Below are 17,065 nucleotides of genomic sequence, written 5' to 3' on the forward strand. Positions count from 1 at the left end.
GCCGAACCGCGTCAAGCCTGCCTTGACGTGAGCAGAACCGGGCCTCCTCGCAGAGGTCCCGGTTCGACGCCAAGGACGCGCACCGGAAGGCCCCGTCCTCCACCCGGAGGGCGGGGCCTTCCGTCGTTTAAACAAGCAGGAGCACCGTGGACCTCTTTAACGACCCCGCCCCCGCCGGGCCGTCGGATCGCCTCACCCTCGCCGCTCTCCTCGACCGCTTCGACGAGGTCGAGACCGAGTCCAACGGGTACGTCGTCACGTGCCCGGCCCACGAGGACGCGCGGCCGTCGCTGCGCGTCGGCTACAACGCCGAGTCGCGCAAGGTCGGCCTCAAGTGCCGCGCCGGATGCGAGACCAGGGACGTGCTCACGGCGCTCGACCTCTCGATGGCCGACCTCTTCGACGTCGAGCCCGGCCCGATCGACGATCTCCGCTCCGCGGGCCGCGTGCCTGAGAAGCCCTCGGTGGGCGACCGGGCCGCGCTCAAGTTCTACCTCGACCGTGCGATCCAGCACGCTCGCGACGCCGAGACCGCCGAGGCGCTCGACTACGCCTACCGCCGGTTCGGCGTTGACACCGAGAAGTTCTGGGAGCTGGGTCTCGGTTATGACGACGGCACCGTGGACGGCGGAAAGCTGATCCTCTCCCGCGCGCTCTACCACGACGCACCGCGGCTCGTGGTGCCGTTCAACGACTTCGACGGCCATCCGCACTACCTCCAGGCCCGCGCCCTGCGCGAGGAGGGCGTCCGCGCGAAGTGGTCGGGTCCGAAGAACCCCGAGGGCGCCGCGTGGTCGAAGTACGGCTACTTCTCCGGCGGCTCCGGCTGGGCCGAGGTAGTGGTCACCGAGGGCCCTGGCGATGCGCTCACCGCCGCCGCGCTCGGCTACGACGTCATCCTCATCCGCGGCGCCGGGCTCGGCGCGAACGCTGCGCTCGCCGACGAGCTGGCCGCCGGGCTCGCCGGGCGCCGCGTGGTCGTCGCCGGGGACGCCGACACCGCCGGGGCCAAGTTCACCCGCGACGTCGCCGCCGCGCTCTCGACGCGCAAGGTCGAGGTTCACAAGCTCACCATCCCCGTCGAGGGCGGGAACGACATCACCAAGTGGCGGGAGCTGGCCGGGGCGGCCTTCGACCGCGCCTTCGTCCAGGCCGTCCAGGAGGCACCGCGCTACGGCTCCGACGAGATCACGGTGGAGCAGATCGCCCAGGACATCACCCGCCTCTTCTCCGACGTCTACAACGCCAAGACGCTCCTCGCCGTGATCCAGGAGCAGGGCGGCGACGTCCGCTTCACCACCGAGGCGGGTTTCATCGCCTACCGGCCGGACGCCGGAACCTGGCAGGTCGACCACGCGGAGTGGGTCCGCTCGCAGGCCCAGACCGTCGCGGCTCGAGTCCAGCGCGCCATCCTCGACCGGATGCAGGCGATGGACACCCGCGTCGCCGGCATCGACGACAAGGCCCTCCGCGAGACCACCGGGGACCTCCTCGACGCCCAGCGCAAGAAGGCCCGCTCCGGATCGCTGGTCTCCTACGTCATGTCCACCAAGGGCATCGACTCCATGATCCGTGAGCTTCGCGCGCTCCCGGGGGTGTTTGCGTCCTACGAGGACTTCGACCAGCACCCTCACCTCCTCGCCTGCGGGAACGGGGTCGTCAACCTGGAGTCCGGCGACCTCGCGCCGTACTCCGCGGCGACCAAAGACCTCCTCCTCCTGCGCCGGGTCGAGACGTCCTACCTCAAGGGCGCCCGCAACCCGCGCTGGGAGAAGTTCCTCGGCGAGATCTTCGAGAAGTATCCGGACCTCCCGGCCTACATGAAGCGGCTCGTCGGCTACGGCATCACGGGGCACACCACCGAACAGGCGTTGGCTGTGTTCTACGGCGGCGGCTCGAACGGCAAGGGCGTCTTCATCGAGACCCTCACCGGGATCTTCAAGGGCATCTCCACCACCACGCCCTTCTCGACATTCGAGGTGAAGCCCTCCGGCGGCATCCCCAACGACATCGCCGCGCTCAAGGGCTCCCGGCTCGTCATGGCGTCCGAGGGCGAGCAGGGCCGCCAGATGGCGGAAGCCGTGATCAAGCGGCTCACGGGCGGCGACACGATCTCCGCGCGCTTCATGCGCAAGGAGTTCTTCGAATTCGTACCGGCTTTCCTGATCATGCTGGCGACGAACTACAAGCCCAACTTCCGCGGTCAGGACTACGGCCTCTGGAGGCGGGTCAAGCTCGTGCCCTTCGACCGCACCTTCACCGACGAGGACAAGGACAAGTACCTCACCGCCAAGTTCCTCGGTAAGCGCGTACCCGACGCCGCCTACCGCGACGGCGAGGACTACGGCGACGGTCCGGCCGGGATTCTGGCCTGGGCTGTCGAGGGCGCACGGGAATGGTTCCGCGAAACGCTCCAGGACCCCGAAGTCGTCACCAGGGCCACCGCGGAGTTCAAGGAGACCTCCGACAACCTCGCCGAGTTCTACGCCGAGCATCTCGTCAAGGACCCGAAGGGCCGGATCAAGGGACAGGACGTCTGGGGCCTCTACCAGGAGTGGTGCGAGGAGGAGCAGCTCGACCGCAAAGAGCGCTGGAAGCGCTCGACGTTCTGGAAGGCCCTCGAAGAGCGCGGCGCCGTCAAGACCCTACCGAGCGGGACCGTGACCTTCAAGGGCATCCGCAAGCGCCGCCCCTCTGAGCACGGTGCCCCCGAGAAGACCGCCCCCGGCAACTCGTCTGAGGAATCGCGAGCAGAAGCCGAGCGCCTCGCAGAAGTACCGGTGGAAGGCGCGGTCGAGGCCCCCAGCCTCGACGCCTTCCTCTGATCGAAGGAGCACAAGCACCCGATGTCCAAGCGCACGAACGTCCTTGCCACCCCGCCCTCGCTCGACGAGATCTTCTCCACCGCGTCGGGCGTTTCGGCTCACGCCAAGGGCACCTTCCGGCACGCCATCGACGACCTGGAGCTGGCGAACGCCCGCTTCGCCGACGTCGAGACCCAGGCCGCCGTAGAGGCCGCCCGGCTGGAGGACGTCCGCGCCGAGGCCGCCGCCCAGCGGCAGGACAACGCCGTCGTCATCGAGAACCTCCGGACGCTCCTGGGCGAGTAGCCCTCCGCCGGTCCACCACCAGGCCCCGCCTCCCCGCCCGGGAGGCGGGGCCTTCTCGCGTTCCCACGCCCGGCACCAAGAAGGACGGCGGCCCGTGAAGATTTTCAAGCACCGTGTAAACGGGGACGAAATCCCCATTCACTTCCCTGAGCACGGCGAGGATCTGGCCGGCTTCGAACGGTTCCTCACCGCTCTCCCCCGCATCATCGCGCTCGACACCGAGACCACCGGCCTCAAGATCTACTCCAAAACCTTCAAGTGTCGACTCGTCCAGTTCGGCGATGCCCGGGAAGCGTGGGTGCTTCGGACCGACCGGTTCCGGGCCGCGATCCAGCGCGCACTCGCCCGCCTGGACCTCCGCTTCGTCGCGCACAACGCGGTCTTCGACCTTCTGGTCCTCGACCGGTGCGGCCTCGCGTCGCTGGAGTCACTCGGCCCGCGGGTGTTCGACACCTACATCCTCGGTCACCTGTGCGACCCGCGAACCGAATCCGACGGCGGCACGGGCCTCGGCCTCAAGCCGATGTCCACTGTGTACGTCGACTCCGACGCCGCCGACACCCAGAGCGGCCTCAACGGGATCTTCCTGGAGCTGTACCGGGCCTGGAAGAAGACCGTCTCGCGCGACGAGATCCTGGCGTGGCAGCAGCAGTACCCGAAGAAGCCGCACGTCGCGTACGGCTTCACCCACGTCGCCATCGACCACCCGCTCTACGTCACCTACGCCGGGCTCGACGTCGTTTACACCGCCCGGCTCCTCGCCGAGCTGGGTGTCATCATCAAGCAGGCCGGGCTTTCGAAGCTGGCCCAGTTCGAGCACCGCGTCCAGCTCATTCTCGCCCGCCAGCAGCGCCGCGGCCTGTTGGTCGACGTCGAGTACACGGAGAAGCTCATCCGCCGCCTGATGGAGGAGGCGGAGACCTACCGTCACGCGGCCAAGGGCTACGGGGTCGAGAACGTCAACTCGACAGCCCAGGTCATCGCGGCCCTTCTGGGCATGGGCGAAGCCTGGAACGACAAGACCGACACCGGAAATCCGGCCGTGGGCAAGGAAGTGCTCCTGCCGATGGCCGACCTCAACAAGGATTGGCAGCGGCTCGGCATCCGCGAGCCGAACCCCCTCGCGGACTCCATCGTCCGGGCGAAGCGCGCGGAGAAGTGGAAGGAAAGCTACGCCCTCCCCTTCCTCCTGGACCGGGACGAGCACGACCGCATCCACCCCTCCATCAAGAGCCTGGCCGCGCGGACGGCCCGGATGAGTGTGTCCGGCCCGCCGCTCCAGCAGCTCCCCTCCGGCGACTGGACCATCCGGCGCGCGATCCTCGCCGACCCGGGCCAGCTCATCGTCGCCGCGGACTACTCCGCAGTGGAGATGCGCGTCCTCGCGGCGCTGGCCGACGTCTCGCGCATGAAGACGCTGATCGCCGCCGGAGCCGACCTCCACACCGAGACGGCCCGGATGGTCTACGGAGCACGGTGGGACGCCGCCTCGCCGGCCGAGCAGAAGAAGATGCGCGGCCTGATGAAGATCATCGGCTTCGGCAAGGTCTTCGGCGGCGGCCCTACCGGGCTGGCCAAGCAGGCGGGCTTGCCCTACGAGCCGGTCAAGGCCGCGGCCGACGGCTACGACGAGGTCTACCCGGAGATCCCGCGCTTCGGCCGCACGCTCCAGCGCCAGGCCGCGTACAAGGGCGGGGCCGTTTACACGCCGATCGGTCGCCGCCTGCCGCTCGACCGCGACCGCGCCTACGCGGCGACGAACTACGTGGTCCAGAGCACCGCGCGGGACGTTCTCGCCCGTGCGCTCTGCCGGATCGACGACGCCGGCCTGAGCCATCACGTGCTCCTCCCGGTTCACGACGAGCTGGTCTGCCAGGCCCCGGCGGAGGACGCGGAGGAGGTCATCCGCGAGATCGGCCGCCTCATGGAGACCACGCTCCGTGAGATCCCGATTGCGTCGGAGCCCGAGGTATACGGCCGGAGCTGGGGTGCGGGCTACATGCCCGAGGAGGAAAAGGCCCTGCTTGACGCTTCCTGACAAGGGTTCGGCCATGTGACCCATCCCACTTTTCGAACATACGTTCGCAGGTTACGGAATGCGCCCAACGGGCGATGAACAAAGTTGAAAGGTAAAAGATCAGTTGAGTATGGTAAAGGAAAGCTTCAAGCAGCTCATCGACACCATGACGCGCCTGGGGGGTGTGTTGTCTCCTGCAATCGACGCTCAGTACGAGGCGCCGCCTGGAACTCGTGCATCCAAGGTGCCCGCGTCGAATGGCGTCTCCAATCCCACTTTGGACACCGTGCTCGACCCCCGTCGGCTTGCGTTGTCGGACGAGATCCGTTCGACGCGCCTGGCGCTTCTCAAGGCACGGGCCATCCTCGAACCGCACATCCCCGCGCTCCACTCCGCCGTGAACCGGTGGGAGGGCCAGGAAGGAACACAGTGACCAGCTCCGTCCCCTCGGCTGTCGAACTCGGCGGCCGGGTCCTGCACGCGCGCTTGCTCGCCGAGGCCCGCACCGCGGTTGCTGCGATGAACTGGGACATTCCCCAGGACGAGCGCCACGAGCTCGACCCACACGAGACGGACGACCTGACACTCTCCACCGCCGGCTGACGGAGGCTCCACCGAGAGCACCCGCGCCCACCCACGACCCCCGCACTCCACTATGGAGCGCGGGGGTCTTTTGCTACTTACAAGTAGATATCACGAATCTGAGTAGTTTCCCCCTGGTGTTGATCAGGCCCGGGGAGCCTGTTACGTTCTTTCCACCGAGAACTCTCGGTGAGAGCGTCGGACGAGCCCTTGCGACTGAACTCCGGCACCGAACACCCCGAAAGCAGGCTCCTCTCCTCGGCTAAGCCCTCCCCTTCCTGACAGCCGTACCGTCCGGCGCCTTCCCCGCGCCCGAAACGGCTCCACACAAGGACTTCCGTCCTAGCTCTCGGACGTGCAGACGTCACGCCACGTCCGTCTTCGGAGCGCGCGTCCGCGCAAACCCGGGCATACCCGTGCCCTCAATTGTCACTTTCTGCAACTTTACCAATTCAAGGAGTTTTTTTCGTGCGCGACTACACCAATATCCTCGCCACCGAGAGTTTTCTGTCGCACGAGGAGCAGTGTGCCCTCATCGCCGCCGCACAGGACGTCCCCTGCACGGTGACCACCAACCCGGAGACCGGCGAAGAGACCGTCACCTTCGGCAAGACCGCCGCCTCCGAAACCGCTCTCACCCAGCTCGTCGTCAGCTTCACCCCGCTCATCCGCTCGATGGCCCGCACGGCCCCGACCCTCGGCTACGACGAGGCCGAAGCCATCTGCCTTGAGCGCTTCATGAAGGCCATCCGCGAGTACGACCTCAACTCCGAACTCCCCTTCTCCCGCGACATCCGGACCATGCTGCGCTTCGAGCTGTCCGACAAGACCCGCACTCGCGGAGTCGTTGCGATCAAGGAGAACGTGGCCGCCCGCTACCTCCGCCTCGTCCAGAAGCACGCGGGCGACGTCCGCGCCGCCTACGAGGAATGCCGCACCACCCCGAACGGCTTCGACCCGTCCACGTTCCTCGCCGTCCACCGGGCCTACGGAATGCTCATCTCCCTCGACATCGCGCCGGGCGACAGCGATGCGGGCGCCGCCGGGGACTGGAACGAACACGAGCGCATCCTCATCGATCACATGGCCGCGTTCGAGGAGGACCTGGCGAACCGCGACCTCGTCCGCTGGGCCTTTACCAAGGTCGCCGAGCGGGAGGCCCAGATCCTCCGCCTCCGCTACGGCTTCGACGACCTCACCACCGAGAATCTCCGGTCCCGCGCTGGCTTCCGCACCGACGTCGACGACCTCGTCATGAGCGACCGCGAAGTGGCCCAGTGCATGGGCCTCGCCCTGTCGAGCTGCAACCGCTACAAGCGCGAGGCCCTCGCCACCATGCGCTCCGCTCTGGAATCCCTCGCCGCGGAAAGCGACTGAGCAACTCCCGCCCGACCCGCAGAACTCCCGATCAGCCCAAGAAAAAGACCGAGCAGGAGCCCGACATGTCCCCCGTTTCAACGCTTTCCGCCGACGACCTGACCGACACGTGGCCCCTCGACTTCGACGAGCTGGACGAGATGGAGACCCGCCTCGCCGAACTCGCCAGGGAGGTCGTCACCGGCCTCCCGGCCCGCCCCGGGACCCGGCGATGACCGCCACGGACCTCCGCGTCCTCTCGACCGTGGCCTACGCGCTGGAGGGCCACGGCGCAACGACACCGTTTCTCCGCCGAGCCGAGGACGTCGTCAAGCAGCTCGCGGCCGAGGGCCTCGCGATCAGGTCCACGGCCGGACGCGAAGATCTCGCCGCCCGACTTCGCGAGGCGTTCGACAAGGCCCTCCGCGCCGAGAACCTGTCCTGCTACTTCGACGGCGGCTACAAGACCCGCGAGGCAGCCGAGGAGGCCGCCACCGCGGCCCTCGCGCTGATCGAGGAAATCGGACGCACGTGACCAAGACCTTCCGCGTCGTCGACACACCGGCGAACCCGGGTAACCGCTACCACTTCGGTCCCGACGAGCACCGGGTCCGGCCGTTCATGATCGTGGACGAGATCGAGCGCTGTTACGGGCGCAACGCCCGGCGCGAGGACGCCGAGTCCGCGGTCCGGCAGCTCGAATTGGAGCACACCCTCCCGGTCGGGATGCGCTCCAGCGGGCTACTCACGGACGCCCGCGCCGTCCATGCGCGGGCGCTCCTCACGGCCAAGACGGCCCGACGCTACGGCCTCATCGACGCCGAGGACCAGGAGATCCTCGCCGACCTGGACGCCGTCGTCGCCCGGCTCGCCCGCTGGCAACGGACCGGCTACCCGCGCGGATGTGAGGTCGCCGAGTGAGCTTCCTGGCCTGGTTCTTCCTGGCCTGGCTGGGTCTTGCCCTCCTCGGCGGCTTCCTCCTCGGTCACCTGATTGGGAAGAACGACAAGCGCGGCTGAGAGCCGCCCGACCCCGGCCTCCGCCCTCGGCGCCCAGCGCCTTGGGCGGAGGCCCTTCGGCGTCAAGAGGCCCTTGACGGCCGCCCCCCGAACACCGGCAACCTGGAGCAACGCCCTCGAATGCTGCCTTCCAACCTCTCTGACGCCCTCACCGAGCCCCACCGAGACCGCCCCCGGGCTCACGCGGCCGGCGCGACATGAGCGTCCGCCACGCCCGGCGCTCCCTCGCCGGAAGCATGGGCGGCTCACTGGACGTCCTCCTCGGCCACGACGGCGCCGGCGGACGCGTCGTCGCGATCCGTTCGCTCTCGGTGCGCACGACCAACGCCGTCCGCACCGCCGACCCCGCCACCGTCCGCACGCTCATCGCCGAACTCGGCGAAGCCCTCGACTACCTCACCTCGGGAGGAACCCCGTGAACCAGAAGGAACCTGGGCGCACCCGCGTCCTTCGCCTGATCGGTTGCGGCGGCCTCGTCCTACTCATGGGCGTCGCCGTCATCGCGTGGTCGTGGCCCTGGGCGCTGGCCGCGCTGGCCGTGTTCGCCGGAACCGCCGCACTTGACGGCTTCCTCGACGCCGTCCGCGAGCAGCGGTAGCACCTGCTCCTCCCCGGCCCCGCCGCCCGCGCCCTGGGCAGCGGGGCCTTTCCGTTCTCTGGTGAGCAAGTCATATCGCGTGCGCAGAAGTCCATCTCCGACAGAGAAACTCCCTACCGAGGAGCGTCCACATGACCACGTTCCGCCGCAACGACCCGGTCATCGTCCGCGAGGTCGAAGCGATCCACAGCCACATCTACGTCGGAAAGAAGGGCCGGTTCCGTGGCACTGTCGGCTCCACCAACGACGCGAGCGGGAAGCCTGCCTACCTCGTCGAGGTCAACGCCTGGGATGGCTCCCGCACCACCTGCACCATCCGCGCCACCCGCATCGAGCGGGACACCCTGAAGACTGGGCGCTTCCAGGCGGAGCTCCCTACGCTCACCCAGCCCGGCCGGGTCAGCGTCGGTGATCGAGTCCGCGTTGTCGAAGTCCTGCCCTCGGACTCCTCGGGCAGCCGCCTGAAGATCGGACAGACCGGCACGGTCGAAGAGGCCGTGCCGGCGAACGGCATCCGGCCGGGATTCCACCGGGTGCGCGTCGGCGCCGCGCTCGTCCGGGCGACCACGGTGGAGCGGGTCGCCGGGTCCCTACCGATGACCCACGCTGACGAGCCGACCGCGGAGAGCAGGCCGAAGCCCGTGGACGCCCTGATCGACCCCAAACGCCTCCAGGCCGCCCACGCGGCCCATGCGCTTCTCGGCGAGGACGCGACGCTCGACACCCTCATCGGACTCGGTGAGTTCATCCTCGGCGAGCACGCGAAGGGAGGACGCGTCGACCTCGGCGCGCTGGCCGCACCGAGCACGCACCGCGTCCAGACGGCACCGGACATGACCCTCGATGAGGCCCGGCGCGTGACCTCCGAGACGCTGCACATCAACAGCCTGGACGTAGGCCCGGACCTCCATCCGGACTCGGACGTGATCATGATGGAGGTTCGCGGTTCTCGCGAGTACCTCACCGAAGAGCAGGTCGACAAGCTCATCGCGTACCTCCGCGCGGCGAAGCTCGTCCACACCGCCCGCTGATCCATCCCTGAACCGAGGCCCGGCCGCCGGAGACCCTGTGTCCCGGCGGCCGGGCCTCTTCTGCGTTTACACACCTCCGAAGGAGCACCATGAGCGCCACCGCCAACCCCGAGTACCGCCCCGGCGACAAGGTCCGCGTCCTGGCCGACAAGCCCTACGCAACCGAGCTGGTCGCCGGCGACGTCGTCACCGTCATCGAGCAGGTCACCAAGATCGAGGACGGCGCCGAGGTCGACGTCCTCCTGGTCGCCTCTGCGCACGGGAACCGCTACCTCGGCCTCGACGGCGTGGAGCCGTTCGTCAACGACTACAGGCCCGCCCAGCCGGACGAGGAGGTCGACTCCGCTTTCCGTGCGCTCCTGGCCGCCGACGACGAGCTGGCCACGTGGGTCGAGACCGCGGACACCGCCCTCGGCGCCGAGGAGGAGAAGGTCGCCACCGCGCTTACCGGCGAGCCCTGGGACGGCCTGTCCGTCACCCCCGGTCCGGGTAGCAACTTCCGCGTCGTCGACTACGCCGGAGACGTCCTGGACATCCACTACGTGGAGCGCCAGTGCGCGAACCACGGCCGCGAAGGCGCCTTCGTCTTCGAGGGCGACCTGGGCGCCGTCGTGGTCCCTGCCGCGACCGTCGGCCCGGTCATCGCGTTCCTCCTGAACCGCGCGAGGTTCTCGAAGCGCCCGGAATGACGTAAAGTGGGCGGTTATGCCCACCTCAAGACTCTCGGTCGGCCTCTTCACGGTGGCCGGCGCTCTGGTCCTGGCCGCGTGCGGCGGCACCGACACCGCCGCACCGGCCGCGCCCAGCCCCGCCCCCTCGGTCACCCAGCAAGACGCCGGCCTCGACCCCGCGCAGTGCGCCGATCCGAGCTTCCTGAACGAGCACAAGGCTTTCTGCGTGAACAACCCGCCCACAGTCTCCGGCCCTGCAACGGCTCCGCTCACGCTCCCCGGCGACATCCAGGTCCGCGTCGTCTCGGCCACCTCGAAGCCGGCCGACCCCAAGATCTACGACTCCGACCCCACCGAGAACACCCTGGTAACGATCACCACCGAGATCTCCAATCGGGGTAACACCACCTTCGCCTTCCCGCCGGAAGGCAGCTCCGTCCGGGCCGAGTTGCTCTACGGCGCCGACCAGTACAAAGCGACGAGTTGGGCCGTCCAGGAGGGCGGAGCAGCGGATCTCCCGCGCCAGCTCGTGGCCGGCTCGTCGGCGAAGATGACCGCGAAGTTCACCGCCCGCAAGGACGGGCTCAACATCGCCGCCTTCCACTTCAACCCGAATAGCGCTGCCACCGCGGACGCCACCTTCAACGAGATCCAGACCCTCTTCAAGTAGCTCGGCCCGCTCACCCGGCCCCGTCTCCCACGTGGAGGCGGGGCCGGTTTCGTTTACACACCCTAAGCCACCGAGACTTCTCTGTGGATGTGACGTAGACCACCGGTTTAAAGTCTTCCCTCCCACCGAGAATTCTCGGTAGTGTTCCTCTTGTCCGGCCCACCCAGGGCCACCAGGAACACCCCGGAGGCACCCGATGACCGCTCCCACCCAGACCCGCGAAATGTGGCTCCACAAGGCCATCGAGGCTCTCCGCCCCCGCTTTGAAGAGGTCGGTATGCCGCTCCCGGAGAAGATCCACGTCTCCGTCGGCTTCGGCGGTGCCGCTCGCGCCGAGAACAAGTTCATTCTCGCCGTCTGCTGGGCCACCGAGGCCAGCGCCGACAAGGCCAACCACATCTTCATCTCCCCCGTCCTCGACGACACCGCGCGCATCCTGGACGTCCTGATCCACGAGCTGATCCACGCCGCGGACAACTGCAAGAGCGGCCACAAAGGCCCCTTTGCCGAGGCTGCCACCCGGCTCGGCCTCACGGGCAAGATGACCGCCACGGTCGCGTCGGTCGAGCTGGCCGCGGAGATGATCACCCTCGCGGAGACCCTGGGCGACTACCCGCACGGCAAGTTCACCGCCTTCGATCACGCTCCGGCCCCGAAGCCCGGCGAGGAGCCCGCCCCGAAGCCGAAGGTCTCTTCCGGCCCGTCGGCCCAGGGCACGCGGATGCTCAAGCTCGTGTGCCCCGAGGACGGCTACACGGTCCGCACGACGGCTAAATGGCTCGCCGTCGGCTACCCCTCCTGCCCGTGCGGCGCCGAGCTGATCAACGGCTGACCTCACCACCGAGAGTTCCTCGGTCGCCCCGCCCTTCGAGGCGGGGCGACCCGCACCCCAGGAGATCGACATGGACAAGGCGACAAACGTCCTTCTGCGCCAACTGAAGACCCAGGGCTTCGACGTCAAGCGCACCCGGAGCCTCCACTACATGATCCGGAAAGGCGGCAAGTTCGTAACCATCATCGGCTCCACTCCGTCGGAATACCGCGGCCGACAGAACGGGCTCGCCGCGCTCCGCCGCGCCGGATTCGTCGACCCGAAACGGCAGACCCGATGAGCACATCTTCGGCGGGGGCTTCGTTTAAACGTGCCAACACCGCACCACCGAGAACAGAGATCACGATGACCGCCCCGACCCTCGAACCCACCCGCGTCTACCTCGCCGGTTACCCCGACATCACCGGAACCATCGTCGAGGGCGACCTCTGGTGCGACAAGGTCACGGTCCAGTGGGACGAAGGCCGCCGCCTCCGTCTCTGGGTGGACCAGCTCGGCGCGGCGCCGGAACCCACCTCCTTCCTCGAGCCCCGCCGCTGACTGCCCAGGCCCCGTCCTCCTCGCGGAGGGCGGGGCTTGTTCGTGAAGCCGTGAGCAGACTTTCCCCGACGCGCAGAAGTCCCCAGCATGACCGTTCACTTCACCTCCGATCTCCACATCGGGCACCGGCGCGTCGCCGAGATCCGCGGCTTCTCCTCTGCCCACGAGCACGACGAGCACCTGGCCGCGAGCTGGCGGGCCGTCGTGAAGCCCGCCGACCAGGTCTGGGTACTCGGCGACATCGCCGCCAGCTCACCAACACGCGCCTTGGAAGTCCTGGCCGACCTGCCCGGCGAGAAGCACCTCATCTTCGGCAACCACGACACGGCGCACCCGATGAACCGCGACGCCCACCGCCACCTCCGGACGTACCTGGAGGTCTTCGCCAGCGCGGCGAGCGCCGCCCGGCGCCGGATCAACGGCCGGGAGGTCGTCCTCTCGCACTTCCCGTACCGGCGCGACCGCGGCCCGGCGCGTCACCAACAGTGGCGCCTCCGGGACGAGGGCCTCTGGCTCCTCCACGGCCACACGCACGGCCCGGAGACCCTGACCTACGGGGAGCGCGAGATCCATGTGGGACTCGACGCCTGGGCGCTCAAGCCGGTCGCCCTGGAGACCATCGCCGACCTCCTGGAGGCGGCCGAGAACCGGCGCCAGTCGACGGCCCGGCTCGACGCGCTCTTCGCGGCCGGCCGCCGCAACGGCGAGAAGCTCGCGGCGGAGGTGGCCGAGTGAAGATCCGCATCGACTTCCCCCGGCCGGAGCCCCAGTACGTCGAACTCCCGGAGGACGTCGACCCGGACGACGAGGGCGCCGTGGAGAGCTGGATCGAGAGCCACCACGGCGAGGCCATAATCCCATTCGAGGACTGGGAAGTCGTCCTGTGACCGCGAAGCTCTACGGCACCGGCCCCACGTGGGCCGCGCCCGCTGCCGAGGCCCAGCGCATCACCGACGAGCGCGCCGCGAAGGGCGTCGACACGCTGGCCGACCACCTCCTGGCCCGCGTCTTCGCTGCGATGGCCGCCGATGAGCCGCACGCGCTCCGCGCCGCGCTGGTCGCCGTCGAGAAGCACGTCTCCACCTGGATCAACGACCTCGGCCGGAGCCCGCAGTGACCATGCTCGCCGCCGTCGAAATGCCGAACTACTGCGCGAACTCCGCGTGTCGGAACCGCCCCGGGGAGGGCCGCTTCGTGCTCATGCAGACCGGGGAGCCGGTCGTCGGCGGTCATCGCGACCTCCGCCTATGGATGTGCGCCCCGTGCGCCGACGCCCTCCGCACGCTCGTCAACCGAAGGGACCCGCTGTGATCGAAGCGCCGCTCCCGGGCATGGCCCGGCCGGCACCCTTCCGCGACGTGAAGGGCCACATCCTGCTCCTCTCCACCGGGCTCGTCGCCGTGCCGTTCGAGCTGACGGCGGGCGGCTGGTGGAACGCCACGGTTGCCGGATATGCCGACTTCGCGGCTCCCGAAGTCCGCACCTCCTACCCGGTCGGCGGCTACAACCTCTGCCTCTCACCCGCTCAGGTCGCCGAGGCCGAGCGGGTCGAGGTCGAGGAGGTTCCGGGCGTCCGCCGCGTGGTGATGGCGTGGCCGCACCGGAACGGCAAGCACGCGTTCCGGGCCGCCGTCACGGCCGTCTACGAGCAGGGGCGCAAGGACTTCGCCCAGGAGGCCCTCGACGACCTCGCCGCGCGCGGCTTCGGTATCGCGCTGTGGCAGAGCCATACCCGCTCCGCCATCCGTAAGTGGCTCGACGGCCTCCGCAACGGCCAGAAGTGGACAGACTCATGATCCACACGACCACGGTCACCCCCCGGCCGGGAAGCCGGAACATCGAGACCGGAGAGCCGCTCTTCGACTGGGAATGCCGCTGCGAGACAGCGGACTATGGGCTTGACACCCGCGCCGACGCCGAGCGGGCCGCCGAGGCCCACTTGCTCGACGTCGCGAGGCGCCACCCGGAGGCGTTCCAGCTTGACGAGGACTCGCGCTTCGCGCCGGTCGCTGTCTACGTCCTGCCGCCCTCAGAGCGCGCAGCGACCGCAACTCGTTTACACGACCTCATGGAGGAGAACGCCCAATGACCGCGCCGTCCGTGCCCATCAAGTTCGTCGACCCCACCGAGGTTCGTAAGGTTGCCGCGTTCGTCGAGGCCCTGGCCGAGCTGGAGAGCCGCTTCGGCTTCACCCTCGACGACGGCCCCGGCGGAATTCGGCTCGGCGGCAAGGGGCTGGCCACCGGCTACACGGTCGCCCGCCGCTCCAGCCGGAGCCCGCTCACGCTCGCGCTGGAGATGCCGCCGGTTCAGGTCCCGACGGTCGCCGATGTAGCCGCCGCGCCGGAGTACTGGATCTCCGGCCCCGGCCGCGAAATCGCCTCGCGCACGCTCTGCCCGCACGACTACGCCCTCACCGACTCATGCCCCGGGTGCCACTGCGACAAGGAGAAGGCCGAGAACGAAGGGAGCCGCCCGTGAGCAAGATGAGCGTCTACTTCGTGCACGGCATGAGCAGCGTCATCGACGTTGAGGCTGACTCGGTGGAGGAGGCCATCGCAAAGGCCACGGCCCTCACCAACTTCCGGCCCTGCCACCAGTGCAACGACTCCTTCGAGCCCGATGGCGAAATGGAGGTCCAGTACGTCTACGGTCCCGACGGCAACGTGGTGCTCGACGCCGACGCGGAGGAGCTGGTCGCCCGGCGCACCGCGGCCGGCACCGCCGCCGCGCGGGTCCGGACCTACCTCGCCGAGCTGGACCGGCGCATCAAGAGCGGCGCAAACACCAACCCGGAGCTGATCCAGTCGTTCGGCCTCGACGGCGACGCCGCGCGGCTCCTCGTCTCCGACCTCCGCTCGCTCCTGGCGGCGGCTGAGGGAGGCTCCCGATGAACGCCCGGGAACTCCTCGACAAGCTCGAAGAGCGCATGGCCGGCGACGACGACCGGAGCGTGGAGGAGTTCCGCAACCGCCACCCGGACATCGTCGGCGACCGCGCGGGCTACGAAGTGGCCTGGAACATCGGCAACCTCATCGGGAAGGCCCTCCGGTGAGCCGCTTCCATGACGAACTCGTCGCCGCCCGCCGCCGTGGTGAGGCACCCGGCCAGCACCCGGACGCTCCGACCCGGGCCCCGGTGGAGTTCATCGATGTTCCCGACGACTTCCCACTGACGTCGTGCCTCCGATGCGGAGCCATCGTCGGCGCCGATCGCGCCGCGTATCACGACGCCTGGCACGCCCAGATCGGCGACTGAACCGGCGGCCCCGCTCACTTCCTGGGCGGGGCCGCCATCCCCAAAGTCCTTTCGGACGCGGGAAGTACGCCTGAGCGCGGCTGAGGCGTTTAAAACCCCACTGGGAGTGAGGTTTTGGCCCTCTTGCCCTATTAACCCTCATACATCGGAGATCTCTATGACGTTAATGACAGAGAGGAGGAAAACCCCACCGAGAGTGGGGTTTTGAACGACGCCCCGCCGCGCCCACTATCGACGCGTTTACACGCCTCCACTTTCGTTGCACCACAACAAATTCGCCGGCCGGCGGTGCCCTAACTCGCAGACCTCCACTTTATGGAGACACTGCGGGCCAACCCGACCGCCGACTACGACGCCACCGACCTCTTCGCCGGGCCGGGCGGCTGGGACGTCGCCGCGCGAGACCTCGGCCTCCGCGTCCGCGGCATCGAGAAGGACGCCTCCGCGTGCGCGACCCGCCGCGCCGCTGGACTCCCTACCTACGAAGGCGACGTCCGCGACTTCGACCCGGCCGAGTTCCTTGGCGTGCCCGGCTTCATCGCCTCGCCCCCGTGCCAGACTTTCTCGCCCGCCGGGAAGGGCGCCGGGCGGAGGGCCCTCGACCTCGTCCTCATCGGCATCAAAAGCCTCGAAGTCCGCCAGACCGTTGACACGTCGGCCTTCACCGACGACCGGACCGCCCTCGTGCTGGAACCGCTCCGGTGGCTCCTCGCGCTCCTCGACCTCGGCGCCCCGGCCCAGTGGGCCGCGTTCGAACAGGTCGCCACCGTTCTCCCGGTCTGGGAGGCCGTCGCCGAAGTGCTCCGCCGCGAGGGCTACTCCGTGGACACCGGGCTCCTCTCCGCCGAGGAGTTCGGCGTCCCCCAGACCCGCTCCCGCGCAATCCTCGTAGCGAAGCGCTCCGGCACGGCCGCGCTCCCGGCGCCGACCCACCGCCCCCTCGTCAAGGGCGTCCCCCGGGACGGCGGCGACCCGCACCTCCTGCCCTGGGTCTCGATGGCCGACGCGCTCGGCTGGCCGGCCGGGCTCGTCGGCTTCCCGCGGCTCGTCGACCCGGGCGGCAGGGCCGTCACGATCAACGGCACCGAGTACCGCGCCCGCGACCTCCGCGGCGCCGACCAGCCGAGCTTCACCGTCACCGAGAAGGCCCGGAGCTGGCTCCGCTGGCCCCAGGACGGCGGAGTCGGCTCGGAGCCGGTCCGCGTCACGGTCGAGGAGGCCGCCGCGCTCCAGACCTTCCCGGCGGACCACCCGTGGCAGGGCGTCCGGACCAAGGCGTTCCAGCAGATCGGCAACGCCGTCCCGCCGGTCCTGGCCCGCGCCATCCTGGCCCAGGTGACGACGTGAGCAGGCCGGGAAAGTCTCGCAGACCTCCCGAGGA

The 17,065-nt window shown here is 69.0% G+C and carries 27 protein-coding genes; all 27 read left to right on the forward strand.

The annotated features are described in order from the left end of the window. The first annotated feature begins 146 nt into the window (after nt 1-146). The 27 genes from NYF13_RS33460 to NYF13_RS33590 all read left to right on the forward strand — a co-directional run bounded on the left by NYF13_RS33460 (nt 147) and on the right by NYF13_RS33590 (nt 17,031). Nucleotides 147-2,825 (forward strand): phage/plasmid primase, P4 family, encoded by a 2,679-nt coding sequence (locus NYF13_RS33460; RefSeq protein WP_315661928.1) that lies wholly within the window; start codon nt 147-149, stop codon nt 2,823-2,825. A gap of 21 nt (nt 2,826-2,846) precedes the next feature. Beyond that, complete coding sequence (locus NYF13_RS33465; protein WP_315661929.1) at nt 2,847-3,110, forward strand: hypothetical protein; 264 nt, start codon at nt 2,847-2,849, stop codon at nt 3,108-3,110. A gap of 94 nt (nt 3,111-3,204) precedes the next feature. After that, the gene (locus tag NYF13_RS33470; RefSeq protein WP_315661930.1) at nt 3,205-5,148 is read left to right on the forward strand and encodes a DNA polymerase; all 1,944 of its coding nucleotides are present in this window, start codon (nt 3,205-3,207) and stop codon (nt 5,146-5,148) included. A gap of 109 nt (nt 5,149-5,257) precedes the next feature. Beyond that, a complete protein-coding gene (locus tag NYF13_RS33475) occupies nt 5,258-5,560 on the forward strand; it encodes a hypothetical protein (protein ID WP_315661931.1) in 303 nt (100 codons plus the stop codon). Beyond that, complete coding sequence (locus NYF13_RS33480) at nt 5,557-5,730, forward strand: hypothetical protein (protein WP_315661932.1); 174 nt, start codon at nt 5,557-5,559, stop codon at nt 5,728-5,730. Before NYF13_RS33475 ends, NYF13_RS33480 begins: the two co-directional genes overlap by 4 nt. 447 nt (nt 5,731-6,177) lie before the next feature. Then, entirely contained in the window at nt 6,178-7,086 is a 909-nt protein-coding gene (locus tag NYF13_RS33485) for a hypothetical protein (protein ID WP_315661933.1), read from the forward strand. Nucleotides 7,087-7,151: 65 nt separating this feature from the next. Then, the gene (locus NYF13_RS33490; RefSeq protein WP_315661934.1) at nt 7,152-7,301 is read left to right on the forward strand and encodes a hypothetical protein; all 150 of its coding nucleotides are present in this window, start codon (nt 7,152-7,154) and stop codon (nt 7,299-7,301) included. Continuing rightward, nucleotides 7,298-7,600, forward strand: coding sequence for a hypothetical protein (locus tag NYF13_RS33495; protein ID WP_315661935.1), 303 nt, complete (start codon nt 7,298-7,300; stop codon nt 7,598-7,600). Before NYF13_RS33490 ends, NYF13_RS33495 begins: the two co-directional genes overlap by 4 nt. Beyond that, nucleotides 7,597-7,986: a hypothetical protein gene (locus NYF13_RS33500; protein ID WP_315661936.1), complete on the forward strand. Its 390-nt coding sequence runs from the start codon at nt 7,597-7,599 to the stop codon at nt 7,984-7,986. Before NYF13_RS33495 ends, NYF13_RS33500 begins: the two co-directional genes overlap by 4 nt. 295 nt (nt 7,987-8,281) lie before the next feature. Then, nucleotides 8,282-8,503: a hypothetical protein gene (locus NYF13_RS33505; protein WP_315661937.1), complete on the forward strand. Its 222-nt coding sequence runs from the start codon at nt 8,282-8,284 to the stop codon at nt 8,501-8,503. 310 nt (nt 8,504-8,813) lie between these two features. Beyond that, nucleotides 8,814-9,713 (forward strand): hypothetical protein, encoded by a 900-nt coding sequence (locus tag NYF13_RS33510; protein ID WP_315661938.1) that lies wholly within the window; start codon nt 8,814-8,816, stop codon nt 9,711-9,713. An 89-nt stretch (nt 9,714-9,802) separates the two neighbouring features. Beyond that, nucleotides 9,803-10,402, forward strand: a complete 600-nt coding sequence (locus NYF13_RS33515) for a hypothetical protein (RefSeq protein WP_315661939.1) — start codon at nt 9,803-9,805, stop codon at nt 10,400-10,402. A 16-nt stretch (nt 10,403-10,418) separates the two neighbouring features. After that, nucleotides 10,419-11,054: a hypothetical protein gene (locus NYF13_RS33520; protein ID WP_315661940.1), complete on the forward strand. Its 636-nt coding sequence runs from the start codon at nt 10,419-10,421 to the stop codon at nt 11,052-11,054. A gap of 196 nt (nt 11,055-11,250) precedes the next feature. Continuing rightward, nucleotides 11,251-11,886 (forward strand): hypothetical protein, encoded by a 636-nt coding sequence (locus NYF13_RS33525; protein ID WP_315661941.1) that lies wholly within the window; start codon nt 11,251-11,253, stop codon nt 11,884-11,886. Nucleotides 11,887-11,956: 70 nt separating this feature from the next. Then, nucleotides 11,957-12,166, forward strand: coding sequence for a hypothetical protein (locus NYF13_RS33530; protein WP_315661942.1), 210 nt, complete (start codon nt 11,957-11,959; stop codon nt 12,164-12,166). A gap of 65 nt (nt 12,167-12,231) precedes the next feature. After that, nucleotides 12,232-12,426 (forward strand): hypothetical protein, encoded by a 195-nt coding sequence (locus tag NYF13_RS33535; protein WP_315661943.1) that lies wholly within the window; start codon nt 12,232-12,234, stop codon nt 12,424-12,426. An 87-nt stretch (nt 12,427-12,513) separates the two neighbouring features. Further along, nucleotides 12,514-13,161 carry a metallophosphoesterase family protein gene (locus tag NYF13_RS33540; protein WP_315661944.1) on the forward strand — a complete coding sequence of 216 codons (648 nt, stop codon included), beginning with the start codon at nt 12,514-12,516 and terminating at the stop codon, nt 13,159-13,161. Continuing rightward, nucleotides 13,158-13,313 carry a hypothetical protein gene (locus NYF13_RS33545; protein ID WP_315661945.1) on the forward strand — a complete coding sequence of 52 codons (156 nt, stop codon included), beginning with the start codon at nt 13,158-13,160 and terminating at the stop codon, nt 13,311-13,313. Before NYF13_RS33540 ends, NYF13_RS33545 begins: the two co-directional genes overlap by 4 nt. Then, nucleotides 13,310-13,543 carry a hypothetical protein gene (locus NYF13_RS33550; protein WP_315661946.1) on the forward strand — a complete coding sequence of 78 codons (234 nt, stop codon included), beginning with the start codon at nt 13,310-13,312 and terminating at the stop codon, nt 13,541-13,543. Before NYF13_RS33545 ends, NYF13_RS33550 begins: the two co-directional genes overlap by 4 nt. Then, nucleotides 13,540-13,737, forward strand: a complete 198-nt coding sequence (locus tag NYF13_RS33555) for a hypothetical protein (protein WP_315661947.1) — start codon at nt 13,540-13,542, stop codon at nt 13,735-13,737. Before NYF13_RS33550 ends, NYF13_RS33555 begins: the two co-directional genes overlap by 4 nt. Beyond that, nucleotides 13,734-14,222, forward strand: a complete 489-nt coding sequence (locus NYF13_RS33560) for a hypothetical protein (protein WP_315661948.1) — start codon at nt 13,734-13,736, stop codon at nt 14,220-14,222. Before NYF13_RS33555 ends, NYF13_RS33560 begins: the two co-directional genes overlap by 4 nt. Then, the gene (locus tag NYF13_RS33565) at nt 14,219-14,515 is read left to right on the forward strand and encodes a hypothetical protein (protein WP_315661949.1); all 297 of its coding nucleotides are present in this window, start codon (nt 14,219-14,221) and stop codon (nt 14,513-14,515) included. The genes NYF13_RS33560 and NYF13_RS33565 overlap by 4 nt, the downstream gene beginning before the upstream one ends. Further along, nucleotides 14,512-14,907, forward strand: a complete 396-nt coding sequence (locus NYF13_RS33570) for a hypothetical protein (RefSeq protein ID WP_315661950.1) — start codon at nt 14,512-14,514, stop codon at nt 14,905-14,907. Before NYF13_RS33565 ends, NYF13_RS33570 begins: the two co-directional genes overlap by 4 nt. Then, nucleotides 14,904-15,320: a hypothetical protein gene (locus tag NYF13_RS33575; RefSeq protein WP_315661951.1), complete on the forward strand. Its 417-nt coding sequence runs from the start codon at nt 14,904-14,906 to the stop codon at nt 15,318-15,320. Before NYF13_RS33570 ends, NYF13_RS33575 begins: the two co-directional genes overlap by 4 nt. Then, nucleotides 15,317-15,481, forward strand: a complete 165-nt coding sequence (locus NYF13_RS33580; protein ID WP_315661952.1) for a hypothetical protein — start codon at nt 15,317-15,319, stop codon at nt 15,479-15,481. The genes NYF13_RS33575 and NYF13_RS33580 overlap by 4 nt, the downstream gene beginning before the upstream one ends. After that, nucleotides 15,478-15,684, forward strand: a complete 207-nt coding sequence (locus tag NYF13_RS33585) for a hypothetical protein (RefSeq protein WP_315661953.1) — start codon at nt 15,478-15,480, stop codon at nt 15,682-15,684. Before NYF13_RS33580 ends, NYF13_RS33585 begins: the two co-directional genes overlap by 4 nt. A 315-nt stretch (nt 15,685-15,999) precedes the next feature. Further along, nucleotides 16,000-17,031: a DNA cytosine methyltransferase gene (locus NYF13_RS33590; RefSeq protein ID WP_315661954.1), complete on the forward strand. Its 1,032-nt coding sequence runs from the start codon at nt 16,000-16,002 to the stop codon at nt 17,029-17,031. Nucleotides 17,032-17,065: the final 34 nt, after the last annotated feature.

This window comes from Amycolatopsis sp. PS_44_ISF1, assembly GCF_032335455.1.
Classification (GTDB): domain Bacteria; phylum Actinomycetota; class Actinomycetes; order Mycobacteriales; family Pseudonocardiaceae; genus Amycolatopsis.

Excerpts from the sequence above, each read along its gene's own strand:
- NYF13_RS33465 (WP_315661929.1), top strand. The coding sequence starts at position 2,847 with ATGTCCAAGCGCACGAACGTCCTTGCCACCCCGCCCTCGCTCGACGAG.
- NYF13_RS33475 (WP_315661931.1), top strand. The coding sequence starts at position 5,258 with ATGGTAAAGGAAAGCTTCAAGCAGCTCATCGACACCATGACGCGCCTG.
- NYF13_RS33490 (WP_315661934.1), top strand. The coding sequence starts at position 7,152 with ATGTCCCCCGTTTCAACGCTTTCCGCCGACGACCTGACCGACACGTGG.
- NYF13_RS33495 (WP_315661935.1), top strand. The coding sequence starts at position 7,298 with ATGACCGCCACGGACCTCCGCGTCCTCTCGACCGTGGCCTACGCGCTG.
- NYF13_RS33505 (WP_315661937.1), top strand. The coding sequence starts at position 8,282 with ATGAGCGTCCGCCACGCCCGGCGCTCCCTCGCCGGAAGCATGGGCGGC.
- NYF13_RS33510 (WP_315661938.1), top strand. The coding sequence starts at position 8,814 with ATGACCACGTTCCGCCGCAACGACCCGGTCATCGTCCGCGAGGTCGAA.
- NYF13_RS33515 (WP_315661939.1), top strand. The coding sequence starts at position 9,803 with ATGAGCGCCACCGCCAACCCCGAGTACCGCCCCGGCGACAAGGTCCGC.
- NYF13_RS33520 (WP_315661940.1), top strand. The coding sequence starts at position 10,419 with ATGCCCACCTCAAGACTCTCGGTCGGCCTCTTCACGGTGGCCGGCGCT.
- NYF13_RS33525 (WP_315661941.1), top strand. The coding sequence starts at position 11,251 with ATGACCGCTCCCACCCAGACCCGCGAAATGTGGCTCCACAAGGCCATC.
- NYF13_RS33530 (WP_315661942.1), top strand. The coding sequence starts at position 11,957 with ATGGACAAGGCGACAAACGTCCTTCTGCGCCAACTGAAGACCCAGGGC.
- NYF13_RS33535 (WP_315661943.1), top strand. The coding sequence starts at position 12,232 with ATGACCGCCCCGACCCTCGAACCCACCCGCGTCTACCTCGCCGGTTAC.
- NYF13_RS33540 (WP_315661944.1), top strand. The coding sequence starts at position 12,514 with ATGACCGTTCACTTCACCTCCGATCTCCACATCGGGCACCGGCGCGTC.
- NYF13_RS33565 (WP_315661949.1), top strand. The coding sequence starts at position 14,219 with ATGATCCACACGACCACGGTCACCCCCCGGCCGGGAAGCCGGAACATC.
- NYF13_RS33570 (WP_315661950.1), top strand. The coding sequence starts at position 14,512 with ATGACCGCGCCGTCCGTGCCCATCAAGTTCGTCGACCCCACCGAGGTT.
- NYF13_RS33580 (WP_315661952.1), top strand. The coding sequence starts at position 15,317 with ATGAACGCCCGGGAACTCCTCGACAAGCTCGAAGAGCGCATGGCCGGC.
- NYF13_RS33590 (WP_315661954.1), top strand. The coding sequence starts at position 16,000 with ATGGAGACACTGCGGGCCAACCCGACCGCCGACTACGACGCCACCGAC.